Source organism: Paraburkholderia sp. J10-1 (assembly GCF_905220165.1).
GTDB lineage: Bacteria > Pseudomonadota > Gammaproteobacteria > Burkholderiales > Burkholderiaceae > Paraburkholderia.
Genome location: NZ_CAJMYW010000004.1, coordinates 190,158 through 208,007 on the forward strand (window position 1 = coordinate 190,158; position 17,850 = coordinate 208,007).

Here is a 17,850-nt window from a genome sequence, read left to right on the forward strand (position 1 = left end):
ACGGGAGACGGGCCGCATGGCGCGGCGTGGGACGCGAAGCGACGGATTCTTCTGTTGGAGCGCCTTGTGCGGCAAGGCGTTCACGGCGATCGGTCGATGCGAAGAGAATTCGGCAATGTAAAACAACATGCGCAACAGGCTACACGCGAATCATGACCGCAGAAAGTCGGTTAATACCCGGCCCTGCGCGCCTTTGATGCACACGATCCCACCCTTTGTCCTCATCGCGGTGCGTGCGCGCCATTCGCGTGCGGCTCGCTCGACGCGGCGCATGGAGCCACCTCGTGTGGCCGCGTGGTCCTTCCCGCCGTGCCGGCACGCTTTACAATCGAAGCGTCGGCGCGCGCCGACGCCTCAGCCTCTTCGTTTCGCGTCATCGTGTAATGAAGCCACGAACGCAGGCTGCGGCCCTTGCTCGCATCGAGATCGCATAACGGAAGTCCCATGTCAGTCCAGTCAAAGAAAGAACAGGTGCAGGCGCTGCGCGAGCGCGGCTTCGTGGTCGTGCCGGGGCTCGTCTCGCCCGAGCGCTGCGAGGCGATCAAGCGGGTTGCGCAGGAGCAGTTGCAGGCGGCTGCCGCGCCGCTCGAATTCGAAGCCGATTTGCGCTACCCGGGCGCGCCCGAATCGAAGGACGCCCCGGGCGGCCATACGGTGCGGCGCCTGCTCGACGCTTACTCGCGCCACGCGCTGTATCGCGAATGGGCCACGTCGCCGGAAATCGCGGGGTGGATGGAGTTGTATTTCGGCGAGGAGCCGGTCCTCTCGTGCGCGCATCACAACTGCATGATGACGAAGCACCCGCACTACGGCAGCCTCACGGGCTGGCACCGCGACGTGCGCTACTGGTCGTTCGAGCGCGACGACCTCGTTTCGGTCTGGCTCGCGCTCGGGCCGGAGAAGATGGAAAACGGCGGCCTGTGGTTCGTGCCGGGCTCGCACGAGGCGCCGTTCACCTCGGAGCGCTTCGACGCCGCGAAATTCTTCCGCGCCGACCTGCCCGAGAACCAGGCGTGGATCGACCGCGCGATCGCCCCGACGCTCGCCGCCGGCGACGTGGTTTTCTTTCACTGCAACACGCTGCATTCGGCGGGGCAGAACCAGAGCGATCAGGTGAAGTTTTCGCTCGTGTACACGTACCACGGCGCGAGCAACGTGCCGCTGCCGGGCACGCGCTCGGCGGCCAAGCCCGAGGTGAAGTTCTGAGTAAAGTTCCGGGCCGGCGCTGCGTGGCGTTCGCCTAGCGCCGGCGCCCCGACATCGTGAGGCCGGTGATGCCCGCGAGCGTTGCCGCGATGCCGCCCCCGATCAGGAGGATCGTGCGGTTGGTGGGCGCGCCGGTGAAGAGACGCGACATGTCGTTCGCGAACGAATGGAGCGACTGGCCGCCGAAGTACAACAGGACGACGCCACAGGCGATAAGCGCGATCGAAATCGCTTTGGCCATGAACAACCTCTCGCAAAGGATGGACGCCGCAGTGTAGGCGAGCGGCCGCGGCGCGTCCAGGGTACGGTTTTCTGGCAGCCCGGCGTGCGCGCTCGCCTACCTTACATCGCCTTTCCCGCATAGTGGGCATCTGCACGGCTCGGGCGGATTGGCTAACATAGCTGCCTCACGCGAGCAGCACGCCCCACAGCGCGCCCGCGCCCATCCCTTCGCTCACTACCCGTTTTCGCCGAGGATCACCATGGCTTACGAAGCAGCCTCAGAACGCTATTCGGACATGCAGTACCGCTTTTGCGGCAAGTCGGGGCTCAAGCTGCCCGCACTGTCGCTCGGTCTGTGGCACAACTTCGGCGATACCACGCCGATCTCGACCCAGCGCGACATCCTGCGCACCGCGTTCGATCTCGGCATCACGCACTTCGACCTCGCGAACAACTACGGCCCGCCGTACGGCAGCGCCGAAACGAACTTCGGCCGCATTTTCAAGGACGATTTCCGTCCGTACCGCGACGAGTTGCTGATCTCGTCGAAGGCAGGCTGGGACATGTGGCCGGGCCCGTACGGCCAGGGCGGCGGCTCGCGCAAGTACGTGCTCGCGAGCCTCGACCAGAGCCTGCAGCGCATGGGCCTCGACTACGTCGACATCTTCTACTCGCATCGTTTCGACGTGGAAACGCCGCTCGAGGAAACGGCTGGCGCGCTGGCGACGGCCGTGCAGCAGGGCAAGGCGCTGTATGTCGGCATCTCGTCGTATTCGCCCGCCAAGACGCGCGAAATGGCGAAGCTGCTCGCCGAATACAAGGTGCCGCTGCTCATTCACCAGCCGTCGTACAACATGCTCAACCGCTGGGTCGAGGAAGAACTGCTCGACACGCTCGAGGACCTCGGCACGGGCAGCATCGCGTTCACGCCGCTTGCGCAGGGCGTGCTCACGAACAAGTACCTGAACGGCGTGCCCGAAGACGCGCGCGTGAACCGCCCGGGCGGCGGCTCGCTCAAGAGCGAGCATCTGAGCACACAGAACATCGAGCACGTGCGCAAGCTCAACGACCTCGCGCTGCGCCGCGGCCAGAGCCTCGCGCAAATGGCGATTGCCTGGACGCTGCGCGGCGGCCGCGTGACCTCGGCGCTGATCGGCGCGAGCCGCGCGGAGCAGGTGCGCGAGAACGTTGCGGCGTTGAAGAACCTGGAGTTTTCGAAGGAAGAACTCGCGGAGATCGACCGCTATGCGACCGAAGGCGGCGTGAACCTGTGGGAGAAGCCGTCGACTGATCAGCACATCTGAACGGCACGCTTCCCGGCACAACGAACCGCCTCCTTGCGAGGCGGTTTTTTTATGCGCGAAAGATCGGCAAAGTGCGTGCGGCGGCAGCGAGGCGCGCCATTCTTCGGTTTGTCATGTGGCCCTGCTAACGTCGCGGCAGCCTTTGCCGCGAGGAATTTCCATGGAGTCCTTGAGCGCCGAATCCGAAGCGCTTTCCCCCACCGCCACGCGCACCGAACCCGCCGGGTGGCCCGAACGTGCGATGCGCCCGCCGCAGCCCGCAACGTCGGCTCGCGCAAATGCCGCAATGATTGCGTTCGCGTTCACGGCGCTGTGCTACGAACTCGTGGGCTTGCCGCTTTTGCTGGACGCGGCAGGCGGCCCGACGTTCGCCCTGCTGGCAACGCTTGCGCCCGTCGTGCTCGCCACGCCGATCCACTGGGGGCTCATCCACGAAGGCATACACGGACAACTTTCGCGCGACCGGCGCGTGAACGAGTGGCTCGCGCGGGTGCTCGCGATCGGCCTGGCGATGCCGTTCGACGCCGTGCGTTTCGGACACCTGATGCATCACCGCTTCACGCGCGAACCGTTCGACCGCCCTGATGTGCACGACCTGCACGACGCGAGCGGCCCGCGCTGGCGTCGCCGTGTTTTGTACTATGCGCGGTTGATGGGCGGCCTGTACGCGGCCGAATTGCTGCTGCCGCTGCTGGCTTTCATGCCCGTGCGCCTCGCACGCGCCATCATCGAGCGTGGCGTGGGGGCGCACGGACGCGAAGGCGTGCAGGTGCAGCGACTCTTCGCGAACCACGCCGCCGATCCCGTGAGGCGCAGTCGCGCGCGGCGCGACTGGCTCGCCTCGCTCGCGCTGTACGCCGCTTCGTTCGCGCTGTACGGCAAGGCTTGGCCCGTGCTGCTCGCGGCGATGTACCTGCGTGGACTGTGGCTATCGGTAGCCGATAACCTGCCGCACTACGGCGTCGCGCTCGACGAACCGGGCCGCGCGCGGGATTTCCGTGTGCCGCGCGTTCTGGGCGTGCTGCTCATGAATCATCACCTGCATCGCCAGCATCATCTGCATCCGACGCTGCCGTGGACGGCGCTGCCCGCAATCGCGCACGCCGAAGAGGCCGCAGGCGCGGCGGCGCGGGCGGACTATCTCGCCGCCGCGTTGCGTCAGTTCAAGGGATTGCAGCCGGGCGTCGATCCCGGCTGAGGTGGATGGTGCGAGCGAATGGCGCGCGTACGCGCAAACCGCGGCGCGTTGCGCCGCGAGGATGCCGCTTCGTCAATTTGCGCCGGCTACATCAGCGCCGGCAGCGTCTCGACAAGCGCAACGGCTGCGAGCACGCCGATCAGCGCGCCGATCACGCGTAGCGTGTTGTGTCTGAATTCCGTCGCGCACGGCACCGCGCCAAGAAAGAGCGCGCCAGCGAGGGCCATCGGGATGATCATCACGAAATCGCCAATCGTGAAATAACCTTCCATGCTCGTCTCCTTATCGTATGGGCGACGCGGGCGCGCAATGGTTGTCGTTCTCGTTGCCATGCCAATGGCATGACGTTGCGGCCCCGGGCCTGAAATCGAGTATAGGTGAGGGCGGCGAGCGCGGCGGCGCGTGTGTGTGCCGTGACGCGCATCGTGAAGCGCATGTCGCGCCGCAAAAGCCCGCCAGAAGCGGCGTTGCGCTGCAGTGCGATGCGCGCGGGGCGCAATTCGCCAGTCGTCTAAATATTACGGACGCCTTTCGATTGCCGCGGCGCGCGGCACACAACGATGCAAGTGCGCATGTCGTGTTCCGCGTCGGGCGATATCGCGAACTCAGGCCGCCCCAGTGCGTTCGCGTGCCCGCAACCTGAGCGCCAGCGCGAGCCCCACGACCAGCAGCACGATCACGAGGCCGGCCACGCCGGCCCAGCCCGCCGCAGTCCAGAAGTGCCCGCCGATGGAACCCATCACGCTCGAGCCGACGTAATAGGCCAGCAGGTACAGTGCGGCGGCCTGGCCCTTCGCTTCGCGCGCGAGCCGTCCAACCCAGCCGCTCGCCACCGCATGCCCGGCGAAGAAGCCAATGGTCAGGCACGCGATGCCGGCTGCAATGGCCGCGAGCGGCGCGAACAGCGTGAGCACGACGCCCGTGAGCATCAGCGCGAGACTGGCGACCAGCACGCGGCCGCGCCCGAAGGTGTCGGCCATGCGGCCCGACCACGGCGAGGCGACCACGCCGGTCAGGTAGACAAGGAAAATCGCGCCGATCGCTGCCTGACTCATGCGATAGGGCGGCGCGATCAGCCGGTAGCCGATGTAGTTGTAGAGCGTGACGAAGCTGCCCATCAGCACGAAGCCCATGGCGAACAGCATGGGCAGCCCCGGCCGCGCGAAATGGCGCAGCAGCGCGGAGCGATGATGCGTCAAGCCGAGGCCGCTCTTCGGCACGAAGTGTCGCGAGGGCGGCAGGAGCGAGCGGAACGCCAACATGGAAGCGAGCCCGAGCACGCCGATCACGGCGACTGCCGCACGCCAGCCGAACAGGTCGGTGACGATGCCCGTGATCACGCGCCCCGCCATCCCGCCGATGGCCGTGCCGCCCACGTAGAGGCCCATCGAAAGGCCGAGGCCGTCCGGGTGCATTTCTTCGGCGAGCCAGGCCATGGCCACGGCGGGCACGCCACCGAGCGCAATGCCCTGCAGCGTGCGCAGCACGAGTAGCTGATGCCAGTGCGGCACGAAGGCGGTGGCGAGCGTGAGCAGCGACGACGCGCACAGCGACGCGGTCATCATGCCGCGCCGGCTCCAGCCTTCGGAGACAAAGCCCGCAATGAAGATCGCGATGGCGAGCGCCGCCGTGGTGAACGAGAGCGAGAGGCTGCTCTGCGCGGGGCTCACGCCGAAGGTTTCGGAGAACGCAGGCAGCAGCGGCTGCACGCAGTAGAGAAGCGAAAAAGTGGCGTAGCCGGCGAACAGAAGCGCGAGGCTCGCGCGCCAGAATTCGGGGGTGCCGCGTTCGATGTACGGAACGGCGGAGGGCGCGGAATTGCGCGAGGCGCCCGGTGATGCAGTCACGAGTGAATCTCCAGCAATATTACAAAGGCGCAACGATACGCCTGTTGGGCGATCAGCGTGGTCGAGCGCCGCAGGAGAGGCGGCGCCGGCGGCTTAGCCCGGCGAGCGGGCGGCGCCCGGCTGCGCGCCGCGAGCGGCGCTTGGTGCGCTCGCCGAAGCGCCTTGTGGCCCGCTGGCGGGCTGCGCTTTTTGCAAGTCGTCCGGATGCACGAGCGCCGCATCGCTGGGCAGATCCGCCGCGCTCCAGCCGCCGCCCAGCGCCTTCACGAGCGCGACGCTTGCCGCCATGCGCCGGCGCGAGATCGCCACGGCCTGGCGTTCGTTGTTGAGCGCCGTGGTTTGCGCGACGACCACGTCGAGGTACGTAATCGCACCGCCGAGATAGCGATTGTTGATGGTGACGAGCGTGCGCTGCGCGGCGTCCACCGCGCGGTCCTGGGCCGTCGCCTCCTGCTCCAGCACGCGCAGCGCCGCGAGGTTGTCCTCGACGTCGCCAAAGGCGTCGAGCACCGTTTGGCGGTACTGCGCCACGTTCTCGTCGTACTGGGCGCGCGCTTCGTTGCGCACGGCCTCGCGCCCGCCGAAGTCGATCAGCGTGCCCGCGAGCGTCGGTCCGAGCGACCAGAAGCGCGCGGGCGCGACGAGCCACTGGCTGAAGTTGGTGGCCTCCAGGCCGCCCGTGACCGCGAGCATGAGGGTCGGGAAGAACGCCGCCGTCGCCACGCCCACTTGCGCGTTCGCGGCGGCCACGCGGCGCTCGGCAGCGGCAATGTCGGGGCGCCGTTCGAGCAGCGTGGATGGCACGCCCGGCGGGCTCGTGATCGCGCGCACCGTGTAGGCCTCCTTCGGTGCGACGGCGAGCGTAAACGTGGAAGGCGACTGCCCGATGAGAATCGCGATGGCATGTTCGAGCTGCGCGCGCTGCACGCCGAGATCGATCGCCTGCGCCTCGGTGGTCTGCAGCTGCGTTTGCGCCTGGCCCACGTCCGCGTCGGTGGCGATGCCGCCTGCGTAGCGATGCTGCGTCAGTTCGAGCGATTCGCGATAAGCCTGGATCGTGTCGTCGAGCAATTGCCGTTCGCGGTCGAGGCCGCGCAGCTCGAAGTAATCGGTCGCGAGTTCGGCCTGCATGGAGAGCAGCACGGCCTGCATGTCGGCAGCGCTTGCCTGTGCATTCGCCTTCGCGGCCTCGACGTTGCGCGCGACGCGGCCCCAGATATCGGGCTCCCATGTGGCGTCGATGCCGACGGCGTAATCGTTGATCGTTTGACCGGCCTTCGACGTGTACAGCACATTCTGCGAGGTGCGGTAGCGCGAATAGTCGCCGCTCGCCGTCACGAGCGGAAAATAGCTCGAGCGCTGCTGCGCCACGTTCGCGCGCGCCGCGCGAAAGTGCGCCTGTGCGGCTTGCACGTTCTGGTTCGCGCTCTCGACCTGGGCTTCGAACTTGTCGAGCGTGGGGTCCTCGTAGATCGTCCACCACGCGCCGCGCGGCACGTTGTCGGCAGGCTGCGCAATCGTCCAGCCCGTGCCTTCGAGCTCCTTGAACGTCGCGGCCACGGGCATGCTGGGGCGTACGTAGTCGGGCCCGACCGTGCAGGCGCCGAGCGCCCCGAGCAGGGCCAACGCGAGAAGTCGAACGCGTGCGCGCCTCATCATTCGCCCTGCGCCTGCGTGTTGCTACCCGCACCGCTCGCGCCATGCGCCGCACCTGCCTCGTGCTGCGGCTGCACGATGCGCACGGGCGTGCCGTCGACGATCGCGTCCTGCGGATTGACGATCACGCGCTCGTCTCCCGCGAGCCCCGCGGCCACAGCGACGCGGGTGCCGAAGTCGGTGCCGAGCGTGACCTTCACCAGCTTCACGCGGTTTTGCGCGTCGACGGTCGCCACCTTCACGCCGTCCGGGCGGAACAGGAAGGCGTTGCCGGGCAGTGTCATCGGCGTGCCCGAGCCGTCGAGCGCGAAGTGCACCTGCGCATACGCGCCGGGCAGCAGTTCGCCGCTGCGGTTGTCCACATCGACTTCCACGAGCATCGTGCGCTGCTGCGTATCGACCGCGCCCGCCGTGCGCGCGACGATGCCAGGGAAGGGCTTGCCCTGTTCCTCGTTGAGCGTGAGATACGCATGCTGCTGCACGCGGATCTGCTGCGCGTAAGCCTGCGGCACGTTCGCGTACACGCGCAGCCGGTCGGCCTGCGCGAGATGAAACAGCTCTTTCTGCGAGCTGCCGCCGTTGCCCGCGTCGATGAGCGCGCCCACGTCCACGTTGCGCGCGGTGACGATGCCGTCGAAGGGCGCCGTCACGCGTTCGTACGACTGCAGTTGCGAGAGCCGCGAGACGTTGAAGCGCGCGGAATCGAGCGTGGCCTTTTTCGCGAGCATGTCGCCGACTTTTTCGTCGGCGTCCTGTTTCGCCACCGAGCGCGTTTGCAGCATCTGCGTCCAGCGGTCGGCCGTGGTTTTCGCGAGCGCGTAATTGGCTTCGGCGTTGGCGAGATCGGCGCGCGCGGCACGCAGCTGGTCATCCACTTCGGGTGCGTCGATTTCGGCGAGCAACTCGCCCGCCTTCACGTGCGCGCCGATGTCGAAGTACCACTTGCGCAGATAGCCGTTGGTGCGCGCGTAGATCGGCGTGTCGAGAAACGCCTGCACATTGCCGGGCAACACGAGGTCGAGCGCGCGCGCCGAGCGCTGTGGCGTGACCACCTGCACGGAAAGCGTGCTCGCGGTTTTCGCGTCGCGCTCGAGCGCCGCATGCGCGCTATGGCGCGACCAGATGCCTTGCGCCGCGAGCCCGATCACGATGAGCGCAGCGAGCACGATGGGCCAGCGCCGTGCTTTATGCGGGCTATGCGGCGCTTGCGGCGGAGGCGTTTGCGAATGATTCGTCATGACAGGGTATTCATGATTTGGGCACCACGTTTTCACTGGCGCGCTGGCGGCGCTCGCCGAGCTTGCGGTAGATGAGCGAGAACACCACGGGTACGAAGATCAGCGTGGCGAGCGTGCCCACCGCGAGGCCGCCGATCACGGCGCGCCCGAGCGGCGCATTTTGCTCGCCGCCTTCGCCAAGGCCAATGGCCATCGGCACCATGCCGATCACCATGGCGAGCGCGGTCATGAGCACCGGGCGAAAACGCGTGTAGCCCGCTTCGATCGCGGCGCGCGCCGCGTCGCCGTGCAGGCGCAACTGCTCGCGCGCGAAGCTGATGACGAGAATGGAGTTCGCCGTGGCAATGCCGATACACATGATCGCGCCCGTGAGCGCGGGAATGGACAGCGTGGTGTGCGTGAGGAACAGCATCCAGACGATGCCCGCAAGCGCGCCCGGCAGCGCCGTGATGATGATGAACGGATCGAGCCACGACTGGAAGTTCACGACGATCAGCAGATACACGAGCACAATCGCGAAGACGAGACCGCCTAAAAGTCCGGAGAACGAATCGTTCATCGTCTGCACCTGGCCGCGCAGCTTGACGGTGGAGGTTTTCGGCAGCGCGTCGCGCGTCTGGTCGATGATCTTCGCGATGTCGTCGGAAACGGCGCCGAGGTCGCGCCCGTCGGCGGTGCCGTAAATTTCGATGGTGGTCTGCGCGTTGTAGTGCGTGACCACCGCGTCGCCCGCCACGCGCTGCATGCTCGCGAGCGAGCCGAGAATATTGCTGCGGCCGTTCGCGGTGAGCGGAATGTTGGCGAGCGACTGCAGCGAATCGATCGTGTATTGCGGCGCTTCGGTCACGACGTTGTAGCTCACGCCGTTGACCGGGTTGAGCCAGAACGTGGGCGTGGTCTGCTGGCTGCCCGAGAGCGTGATGAGCAGATCGCTTGCCACGTCCTTCTGCGTGAAGCCCGCCTGCTGTGCGCGCGTGCGGTCCACGTCGATGAAGATGCGCGGCAGGTCCGCGGGCTGCTGGATGCGCGCGTCGACGAAGCCGGGCACGCCGCGCAGTCGCGCGAGCAGCTTCGCCGCGAACGCGCGGTTTCCCGCCACGTCGCGGCCCACGATCTGCACGTCGATAGGCGAGGGCATGCCGAAGTTCAGCGTCTGGCTCACGATATCGGCGGGCAGGAAGGCGAACTGCACGCCCGGGAACTCGTCGTTGAGCGTGCGGCGCAACAGGCGCACGTAATCCGCCGTGGCGTGATGGTCCTCGTTCAGCGAGATCAGCACGTCGGCGTCGGAGGTGCCGATGGTGCCCGTGTTGCTGTACGACAGGTTGATACCCGAGACCGGCAGGCCGATGTTGTCGATGATCGAATGCAGCTCGCCCGGCGGAATCAATGTGCGTACGCGCTTGTCGATCCGATCGACGAGCACGGCCGTTTCTTCCACACGCATGCCGGTTTTCGCGCGCACGTGCAGCGCGATGGTGCCGGCATCGACTTGCGGAAAGAAGTCTCGCCCGAGGAATGGCATGAGCAACAGCGAGGCGCCACAGCAGGCGAGAAACGCCACGACGAACCACACGGGGTGCTTCACGCGCGCCGCGAGAAACACGCGGTAGCGCTCGCGCAGCCCCTCGAAGCCGCGCTCGAACGCGAGGTGCACGCGCATGAACGGATTGCGCGTCGTGCGATGCAGGTCGGCGGCCTTGTGATGATGGCGCATCAGGTACTTCGCGAGCGTGGGCACGAGCGTACGCGAGAAGAAGTACGAGGCCAGCATGGCGAATACCACGGCTTCCGCGAGCGGGATGAAGAGGTAATGCGCCACGCCCGTGAGCAGGAACATCGGCACGAACACAATGCAGATGGAGAGCGTGGAGACCAGCGTGGGAATCGCGATCTGGTGCGCGCCGTCGAGAATCGCCTGTTCCAGCGTCTTGCCTTGCTCCAGCTGCTGGCTGATGTTCTCGATGGCGACCGTTGCGTCGTCAACGAGAATGCCCACCGCGAGCGCAAGCCCGCCGAGCGTCATGATGTTGATGGTCTCGCCGAGCGCCGCGAGCACGATGACCGAGGTGATCATCGAAAGCGGAATCGAGACCGCGATGATGAGCGTGGCGCGCCAGTTGCCGAGAAATAGCAGGATCATGAGCGCCGTGAGCGCGGCGGCGATGAGCGCCTCGCGCAGCACGCCCTGCACGGAAGCGCGCACGAAAAGAGACTGATCCGCGACCGGATCGATATTGAGCGACGACGGCACGAGATTGCGCAGCGTCGGCATCATCTCCTTGATGCGATCGACGATTTCGAGCGTGGACGTATTGCCGCTCTTGTTGATGGTGAGGAGCGAGGCGCGCTGACCGTCCACGCGCACGATGTTGGTTTGCGGCACGTAGCCGTCGCGCACGTGCGCGACGTCGCGGATATAGATCGTGCCGCTTGCCGTGGTTTTCACAGGAATGTCGTTCAAGCCCGCTAAGCTGTTGGGGCTTGCGTTCATCGTGACCGAATATTCGGTCGCGCCTATTTTCGCCGTGCCGGAGGGCAGGATGAGGTTCTGCGCGCTGATCGCGTTCACCACGTCCATGGGCGAGAGATTGTGCTGCTGCAGCGCGCGCTGGTTGATGTCAACCATGATTTGCCGCTGCTTGCCGCCATAGGGCAGCGGCGCGGAGGCGCCCGGCACGGTCGCGAGCTGCGTCTTCAGGAAGTTGTTGCCGTAGTCGAACAACTCCTGCTCGGTAAGTTGCGGTGAGGAAAGCGACAGGCGCAGGATCGGCACAGTCGAGGCGTTGTAGCGCAGAATGAAGGGCGGCTGGATGCCAGGCGGCAGCGAGCGCAACTGCGCTTGCGAAAGCGCCGTGACTTCGGCGAGTGCTTCCTGGATATTGGCGTGCGGCTGGAAGAAGATCTTCACGACCGCGATACCGTTAAGCGAGGTCGATTCGGTGTGCTCGATATCGTTGACCGCCACGGAAAGGCCGCGCTCGTAGTTGAGCACGATGCGCTTTTCCATTTCGTCGGCGGGCAGGCCCGTGTAGGTCCAGATCACCGAGAGCACCGGGATGTCGATGTTCGGGAAGATGTCCGTGGGCGTGCGCAGGATCGTCAGTGGCCCGACGATCAAGAGCAGCAACGCGAGCACGACGAATGTGTACGGGCGCTTGAGCGCGAGTCGAACGATCCACATGGAACGACGGGTTCCTTCGCTGGTGGCGGAGTGTGGCTCGCGCGGCTGGTCTGGCCGCGATGGCGAGCGTTTAGGTTATCGGTATCGTGGCCGGCTATGATGGCGCGCTTGAGGTCTTTGCCTGTGCTGCGCCTGGCCTTTGTGGTGCACGGTTGGGACAGGACTATAGCGCCAGTCACGAGGCATCAGCGTACTTTTTCAGGGACTGCCCTAGCAAGGGCGCTGAGAATGGGGTTTACCATCTGTTACAGTCAGCTTTTCGTAAGTTGCGCGAACGAGGCAGGGCGGAGCAGTGACGGTGCAAGGCGGCGTCTGCACGGCGTCGTTGATACACCCCCCTATTTTTTCGCTTTGCGCATGCGCTCAAACAAGCAACAATGGGGATGCCAAGGGTCCGGCCGTGCTTAAGCGCGCGGAACGAGCGGGTCGCCCGAGGCACGTTTGGATGCGCGCGCAACCGTTGGTGCGCATCGGTTTTTTTGTCAGCATGCCGACCGGTTTTCCTTCGAGGGAGCCGGCGAAGGTAGCGAGGTAACGGGGAAACATCATGCAAATCGGTTCTATCGTCCGTTCCGTTCATATCGCCGTGCCACAGGGCGCGCGCGGCATCGTGATGCGCATTCTCGGCGACATGGCGATGGTGACCTGGTATGCCGGGGAGCCTGGCTCGTCGAAGCAACTCAGCACCGAGCCCTTTTTTCTCGAAGATCTGATCGATACGGGCGAGCACGTCATGCCCGCAGGCGCGCAGATCCACTGAGCCTGGGCTCTGTGACACGCTGACGAGGCGCGCCGCGCCTCGTCGCAGGGTTGCGCGCCGCGTTTGTGTTCATCGTGCCCGCCGTGGCGCACCGCGTGCTCGCAGCCACTGCCCGCAAGAGGCACAATTGCGGGTATGAATTACGATCCTTCTCCTCTTCCGGGCGAACCTTCCGGCCCCGGCGATTCCAGCGACCCGCAAGCCGCGCCCTACGCGCGTCTCACGCCTGAATGCGTGCTCGACGCCGTGGATGGCGTGCTGATGCCGGCCAACCGCCGCACGGATGGCCGCATGCTCGCGCTCAACAGCTACGAGAATCGCGTGTACCAGGTGGGCGTGGAAGACGAGGCGCCGCTCATCGCCAAGTTCTATCGCCCCGAGCGCTGGAGCGACGAGGCGATCCTCGAAGAGCACGCCTTCGTCGCCGAACTCGCCGCGCGCGAGATTCCCGCTGTGCCCGCGCTTGCCTTCGAAGGGCGCACGCTGCACGAGTTCGACGGGTTTCGCTTCTCGCTTTTCGAGCGCCGTGGCGGCCGCGCGCCGGATCTCGACCGCAGCGACACGCTCGAATGGCTGGGCCGTTTCATCGGCCGCATTCACGCGGTGGGCGCGACAAAACCTTACGCAGCACGCCCCACGCTCGACATTCAGACGTACGGCTACGAGCCGCGCACGTATCTGCTGGAACATGGCTTCGTGCCCTCCGATGTGCGCGAAGCGTGGCAGGCCGCGGTCAATCTCGCGCTCGAAGGCGTGGAGGCGGCATTCGAGCGTGCGGGCGACGTGCGTTCGCTGCGCCTGCACGGCGACTGCCATCCGAGCAACGTGCTCTGGACCGACGCCGGCCCGCATTTTGTGGACTTCGACGACAGCCGCATGGGTCCCGCTATCCAGGATTTGTGGCTGCTGCTGCCCGGCGATCGTGCGGGCGCCTCGCGTGCGATGGCGGATCTGCTCGCCGGTTATGAGGACTTCTGCGAATTCGAGCCGCGCGAGCTGCATCTCGTCGAGGCGCTGCGCACGCTGCGCCTCATCCACTACTCGGCGTGGCTCGCGCGCCGCTGGCACGATCCAGCGTTTCCGGCCGCCTTCCCGTGGTTCAACACGCAGCGTTACTGGGAAGAGCGCATTCTCGAACTGCGCGAGCAGATCGGCGCGATGCAGGAAGGGCCGCTCTGGCCCGTGTGAACGCTGAACGCGGCGCGCAGGCTCACTGCGCGCTCGCCGGACTGCCGGGCGAGGCGCCCTGAGCAGATGGCTTGACGATCAATTGCGCGCGCAGGTCGCGCGCCATCGTCTCGAACGCGGGGCGCATCTGTGCGAAATCGTCGGCGCTGCACACGTCGCTGGCGAAATGCGTCTGGCCCGTACGCGTGACGCGCAGCACGTTCGCCTCTGCGTCGAGCGCGTACTGCGAACTGAAATCGATGAAACGGTTGTCGGCGTGCTGCGGCATGGGCACGTCGAGCACGCGCATGCCCGGCGGCAGGACGATGCGCGTGCGCTCGGTCATCACCACGTTGCGGCACATGAACGGCTGCGTGCGCCGCGGCTCGCCGAGCCAGTAGCGCAGATTCGCGTCGAGTCCACCCACGAAGCTCGTGAGCGTGGGCACAGGCGTGGTCATCTCAGGGTCGACGAAACCGTCGAAGGTGCCCGTGAGCGTGAGCACGAGCGGGCCCGCCGTGGCGTCGAGCGGGCTGGAGGCGAGCGTGGCGTTGCCGCGCAGGTTGGCGTTGTGCAGCTCCCATTGCAGCGACTCCTCGCGCTGCGCGGGCGTTTGCAGGCGCAGCACGCTGCGTGTCTGTTCGGCGGACCAGCCCTGCGCCTGCAAGCGGTAGATGAAATGCGCCGAGCCGTCGGGCGCGACCGTGATGTCGAGATCGCTTTCGCGCGTGGTCGAGGCCGTGGCGGGCGTGCGGACCTGCGTGCCGTCGCTGGCGAGCACGGCCACGCGGTCCATATCCGTCGACGGCAGGTAGCCGAACTCGATGTTGCTCGCGGTGGAGTCGGCGAACATCTGCAGATCGGGCAGCCAGGTGATGACGTGATTGATCACGCCGAAGCCCGGCACGCTCGGCAGCGTGTAGACCGTGCCGCTGTTCACGAGCGCCGGCATGCTGCGGATGCCGACGGCGTCGAGCAGCGCGCCGTAGAGCGCGACGTGGTCCTTGCAGTCGCCATAGCGGTTTGCGAGCACATCGCTGGCGCGGTGCGGCACGATCTCGCCGCGCCCGATATTCATCGCCACGTAGCGGATGTTGCGGCGCACCCAGTCGTAGAGCAACTGCGCCTTCGCGCGCGGCGTGTCGTCGTGCGCCGTGAGCGTGAGCGCGAGACGCACGATGGCCGGGTCGCGCACGGTCGGATCGGCGGCCGCCTCGCGATAGACCTTTGCGAAGGCCGCGTAATCGGGGAAGGTGGACACCATCAGCCGGTCGCCGTAGCTCACGTAGGCCACCGAGCCGTATTCGAGGCGCTGAAAATTCGCCTTGTCGTAGCGATACTCATAGTGCGTGCGGCCGTTCACCGTGGCCGGCGGCAAAACGGTAAAGCCGCGCGCGTCGGCGTAGAGCGGCACTTTCGCGGGCAGGTCGTAGATCACGCGGAAGTTGTGCGTGGGCGCGAGGTCGGGCGGCGTGAAGTCGCTGAACCAGCCCGGCACGAGCGGCACGCGCTGGATCTTGCGCCACGTGAGATGCACGCGCGCGCCGGGCTCCACGGCCGGGAACACGATCACCTTGTCCTGCACGTCCTGGAACATCGGGGCGTCGAACGAGCGCACTTCCTGCACGTCGCGGATCTGCTCGGGCCGCACGTCGTGGCGGCCGCCCTGGGCGTCCTCGGTCCACGCTTCGAGCACCTCCACGTGGGCCATCTCGCGGTTGAACCACACGTAGTACTGGCCCGCGCGCGCAATGCCGGCCTCGGTGTTCACGCGCAGCGTGAGCGAGTCGAGCTTGGTGTACGAGCCGTCCGCGTTGACCGTGAAGGTCTGCGTTTCCGATTCGTTGGTGTATGGCGCCTGCGCGGCGCTGCCCGCCGGATTCAGTTCTCCCGTTTCGAGGGGCACGGGCGTGAGCTGCGCCACGCCCGGGCGCAGGTCGGCGGCGAAGGTTCCCGTAGCGGGGCCGAGCACGGCTAGACAAAGAGCGAGAGCGAGGCGCATTGGGGGGCTCGGCAGGGGTCGGGTCGCGGATGGGCGCTACTCCCGTCACTTAAAAGTCATGCAACCGGCTTGTCAAGCGGATGGCCCGCACACAGCCCGCAGGGGGCCCTGTATCGAGCATTGAGTCTAAATGCTGGGCCGCGCCATGAAACGCCCGCCTGCGTTGTTGTCCCTGGCGTCCTGCGGCGCCGCCGCCAGTTTGCTGCGCACGCAACAATCGGCCGAGCGCGACGGCGCGCGGGCCGCTGAAGGCCATATGTATGTTTACCTCATATTGCCAAGGCAGCGCCTGGGGTCTAAGGTTCGTGCAGCCGTCAAGCGGCAAATAAGTGTTCTGTGCGCTAACGCACAAAAGAGCACGTAAGACCACGCCTACCAACAGCCATTTTGGATGGGACCAGAGAGAGCGCCCACCCCTCGCTCCACCTCTGGTTGATTCGGGAGATCCCATGAGCAGCGTTGCAGATTCGACGCGCGGTGCGCAAAGCGCACCTTTCTTTTCCAAAGAGGCGACCGTCGCCCCGCCGGGCTTTTCGCGCTGGATGGTGCCGCCCGCAGCGCTGGCCGTGCATCTGTGCATCGGCCAGGCCTATGCGTTTTCCGTGTTCAACGCGCCGCTCACGAAGGTGATCGGCATTACGCAGTCCGCGCCCGATGACTGGTCGCTCACCACGCTTGGCTGGATTTTTTCGCTGGCCATCGTGTTTCTCGGCCTTTCCGCCGCCTTTGGCGGCAAATGGCTCGAACGTGTGGGCCCGCGCCGCACGATGTTTACCGCGGCATGCTGCTTTGGCGGCGGTTTCCTCGTTTCCGCGCTTGGCGTGTATCTGCATCAGATCGCGCTGCTCTATCTCGGCTACGGCGTGATCGGCGGCATCGGCCTTGGGCTCGGCTACGTCTCGCCGGTTTCGACGCTGATCCGCTGGTTCCCCGACCGCCGCGGCATGGCAACGGGCCTCGCGATCATGGGCTTCGGCGGCGGCGCGATGATCGCCGCGCCGCTCTCCGTCATGCTGATGAAGCACTTCGCGAGCGACACGAGCGCGGGCGTCGCCCAGACCTTCGTGGTGCTCGGCGTGGCGTATTTCATCTCGATGTCGATCGGCGCCCTCGCCATTCGTGTGCCCGCGCCCGACTGGAAGCCCGCGGGCTGGACGCCGCCGGTCGTCGCGAAGAAGCTCGTGTCGAACCAGCACGTGCACATCGACCAGGCGCTCAAGACGCCGCAGTTCTACCTGATCTGGCTCGTGCTGTTCCTCAACGTGACGGCCGGTATCGGCATTCTGGGTCAGGCCTCGGTCATGATTCAGGAAAGCTTCAAGGACACGGTGACCGCCGGAGCGGCGGCGGGCTTCGTGGGCCTGCTCTCGCTCTTCAACATGGGCGGGCGCTTCGTGTGGGCTTCGGCTTCCGACTGGGTGGGCCGCAAGAACACCTACTTCATCTTCTTCGTGTTCGGCGCGGTGCTGTATTACGCGGTGCCGCAGTTCGCGCAGAGCGGCAACATTGTCCTGTTCGTGCTGGCGTACTGCCTGATTCTCTCGATGTACGGCGGCGGCTTCGCGACCGTGCCCGCGTATCTCGCGGACATGTTCGGCACGGCGTTCGTCGGCGGCATTCACGGCCGTTTGCTCACCGCGTGGGCGGCGGCAGGCGTGGCGGGCCCGGTGCTCGTGAACTACGTGCGCGCCTATCAGGTCGCCAACGGCGTGGCGAAGGCCGACGCGTACACGATGACTGTGCACATCATGGCTTCGCTGCTCGTGCTCGGCTTCATCTGCAATCTGCTCGTGCGCCGCGTGGACGCGAAGCATCACATGAGCGAGACGCAACTCGCCGCCGGTAAATAAGGAGGAACGCGCAATGTCTAGTCAAGCTGCCCCGAAATCGTCAAACACGGCGCTGATGGCGATCTTCTGGCTTTACGTGCTGGTGCCGCTCGTGTGGGGCGTGACCAACACGCTCACGCAGGCGATGAAGCTGTTCGGCTGATGCCTCGACGTTGAAGTGAAGCGAGGCGGCGCGAGCCGCCCGCGAAAAACCCGTACTGCGGGCCGCCGACGCGA

14 protein-coding genes are annotated in these 17,850 nt (G+C 66.2%); 7 read left to right on the top strand and 7 right to left on the bottom strand.

Annotation, left to right across the window (positions count from 1 at the left end; all coding sequences use genetic code 11):
- Positions 1-444: 444 nt before the first annotated feature.
- Positions 445-1,206 carry a phytanoyl-CoA dioxygenase family protein gene (locus U5A65_RS16020; RefSeq protein WP_321946788.1) on the top strand — a complete coding sequence of 254 codons (762 nt, stop codon included), beginning with the start codon at positions 445-447 and terminating at the stop codon, positions 1,204-1,206.
- Between the two features lie 34 nt (positions 1,207-1,240).
- On the opposite strand, the gene U5A65_RS16025 is transcribed toward U5A65_RS16020, so the two are convergent.
- Positions 1,241-1,447: a DUF3185 family protein gene (locus U5A65_RS16025; RefSeq protein WP_201698297.1), complete on the bottom strand. Its 207-nt coding sequence runs from the start codon at positions 1,445-1,447 to the stop codon at positions 1,241-1,243.
- Positions 1,448-1,688: 241 nt separating this feature from the next.
- Between U5A65_RS16025 and mgrA the strand changes: the two genes are divergently transcribed.
- A complete protein-coding gene (gene mgrA, locus U5A65_RS16030; RefSeq protein ID WP_321907368.1) occupies positions 1,689-2,732 on the top strand; it encodes an L-glyceraldehyde 3-phosphate reductase in 1,044 nt (347 codons plus the stop codon).
- 160 nt (positions 2,733-2,892) lie between these two features.
- A complete protein-coding gene (locus U5A65_RS16035) occupies positions 2,893-3,930 on the top strand; it encodes a fatty acid desaturase family protein (RefSeq protein ID WP_321946789.1) in 1,038 nt (345 codons plus the stop codon).
- Positions 3,931-4,016: 86 nt separating this feature from the next.
- Here U5A65_RS16035 and U5A65_RS16040 read toward each other — a convergent pair whose 3' ends face one another.
- The 5 genes from U5A65_RS16040 to U5A65_RS16060 form a co-directional block, all read right to left on the bottom strand.
- Positions 4,017-4,202, bottom strand: coding sequence for a hypothetical protein (locus U5A65_RS16040; RefSeq protein ID WP_028203177.1), 186 nt, complete (start codon positions 4,200-4,202; stop codon positions 4,017-4,019).
- A 333-nt stretch (positions 4,203-4,535) separates the two neighbouring features.
- Positions 4,536-5,777: an MFS transporter gene (locus tag U5A65_RS16045; protein ID WP_321946790.1), complete on the bottom strand. Its 1,242-nt coding sequence runs from the start codon at positions 5,775-5,777 to the stop codon at positions 4,536-4,538.
- Between the two features lie 93 nt (positions 5,778-5,870).
- Positions 5,871-7,436 (bottom strand): efflux transporter outer membrane subunit, encoded by a 1,566-nt coding sequence (locus U5A65_RS16050; RefSeq protein WP_321946791.1) that lies wholly within the window; start codon positions 7,434-7,436, stop codon positions 5,871-5,873.
- Positions 7,433-8,671, bottom strand: a complete 1,239-nt coding sequence (locus tag U5A65_RS16055; RefSeq protein WP_321946792.1) for an efflux RND transporter periplasmic adaptor subunit — start codon at positions 8,669-8,671, stop codon at positions 7,433-7,435. The genes U5A65_RS16050 and U5A65_RS16055 overlap by 4 nt, the downstream gene beginning before the upstream one ends.
- A gap of 10 nt (positions 8,672-8,681) precedes the next feature.
- Complete coding sequence (locus U5A65_RS16060) at positions 8,682-11,855, bottom strand: efflux RND transporter permease subunit (protein WP_321946793.1); 3,174 nt, start codon at positions 11,853-11,855, stop codon at positions 8,682-8,684.
- 547 nt (positions 11,856-12,402) lie between these two features.
- On the opposite strand from U5A65_RS16060, the gene U5A65_RS16065 reads away from it, so the two are divergent.
- Positions 12,403-12,615, top strand: a complete 213-nt coding sequence (locus tag U5A65_RS16065) for a hypothetical protein (RefSeq protein ID WP_321907377.1) — start codon at positions 12,403-12,405, stop codon at positions 12,613-12,615.
- A 126-nt stretch (positions 12,616-12,741) separates the two neighbouring features.
- Complete coding sequence (locus tag U5A65_RS16070; RefSeq protein ID WP_415765062.1) at positions 12,742-13,803, top strand: serine/threonine protein kinase; 1,062 nt, start codon at positions 12,742-12,744, stop codon at positions 13,801-13,803.
- A gap of 22 nt (positions 13,804-13,825) precedes the next feature.
- Here U5A65_RS16070 and U5A65_RS16075 read toward each other — a convergent pair whose 3' ends face one another.
- A complete protein-coding gene (locus U5A65_RS16075) occupies positions 13,826-15,784 on the bottom strand; it encodes a DUF3857 and transglutaminase domain-containing protein (protein WP_321946794.1) in 1,959 nt (652 codons plus the stop codon).
- A 449-nt stretch (positions 15,785-16,233) separates the two neighbouring features.
- Here U5A65_RS16075 and U5A65_RS16080 point away from each other — a divergent pair, with 449 nt between their 5' ends.
- Both U5A65_RS16080 and U5A65_RS16085 read left to right on the top strand, forming a co-directional pair.
- Complete coding sequence (locus U5A65_RS16080; RefSeq protein ID WP_321907384.1) at positions 16,234-17,634, top strand: OFA family MFS transporter; 1,401 nt, start codon at positions 16,234-16,236, stop codon at positions 17,632-17,634.
- Positions 17,635-17,647: 13 nt separating this feature from the next.
- On the top strand, positions 17,648-17,776 hold the full coding sequence (locus tag U5A65_RS16085; RefSeq protein WP_321907385.1) for an MFS transporter small subunit: 129 nt from the start codon (positions 17,648-17,650) through the stop codon (positions 17,774-17,776).
- The last annotated feature ends 74 nt before the right edge of the window (positions 17,777-17,850 follow it).

Coding starts and splice junctions, on each gene's coding strand:
- mgrA (WP_321907368.1), top strand. CDS start 1,689: ATGGCTTACGAAGCAGCCTCAGAACGCTATTCGGACATGCAGTACCGC.
- U5A65_RS16025 (WP_201698297.1), bottom strand. CDS start 1,447: ATGGCCAAAGCGATTTCGATCGCGCTTATCGCCTGTGGCGTCGTCCTG.
- U5A65_RS16085 (WP_321907385.1), top strand. CDS start 17,648: ATGTCTAGTCAAGCTGCCCCGAAATCGTCAAACACGGCGCTGATGGCG.
- U5A65_RS16060 (WP_321946793.1), bottom strand. CDS start 11,855: ATGTGGATCGTTCGACTCGCGCTCAAGCGCCCGTACACATTCGTCGTG.
- U5A65_RS16050 (WP_321946791.1), bottom strand. CDS start 7,436: ATGATGAGGCGCGCACGCGTTCGACTTCTCGCGTTGGCCCTGCTCGGG.
- U5A65_RS16065 (WP_321907377.1), top strand. CDS start 12,403: ATGCAAATCGGTTCTATCGTCCGTTCCGTTCATATCGCCGTGCCACAG.
- U5A65_RS16055 (WP_321946792.1), bottom strand. CDS start 8,671: ATGACGAATCATTCGCAAACGCCTCCGCCGCAAGCGCCGCATAGCCCG.
- U5A65_RS16040 (WP_028203177.1), bottom strand. CDS start 4,202: ATGGAAGGTTATTTCACGATTGGCGATTTCGTGATGATCATCCCGATG.
- U5A65_RS16080 (WP_321907384.1), top strand. CDS start 16,234: ATGAGCAGCGTTGCAGATTCGACGCGCGGTGCGCAAAGCGCACCTTTC.
- U5A65_RS16075 (WP_321946794.1), bottom strand. CDS start 15,784: ATGCGCCTCGCTCTCGCTCTTTGTCTAGCCGTGCTCGGCCCCGCTACG.
- U5A65_RS16035 (WP_321946789.1), top strand. CDS start 2,893: ATGGAGTCCTTGAGCGCCGAATCCGAAGCGCTTTCCCCCACCGCCACG.
- U5A65_RS16020 (WP_321946788.1), top strand. CDS start 445: ATGTCAGTCCAGTCAAAGAAAGAACAGGTGCAGGCGCTGCGCGAGCGC.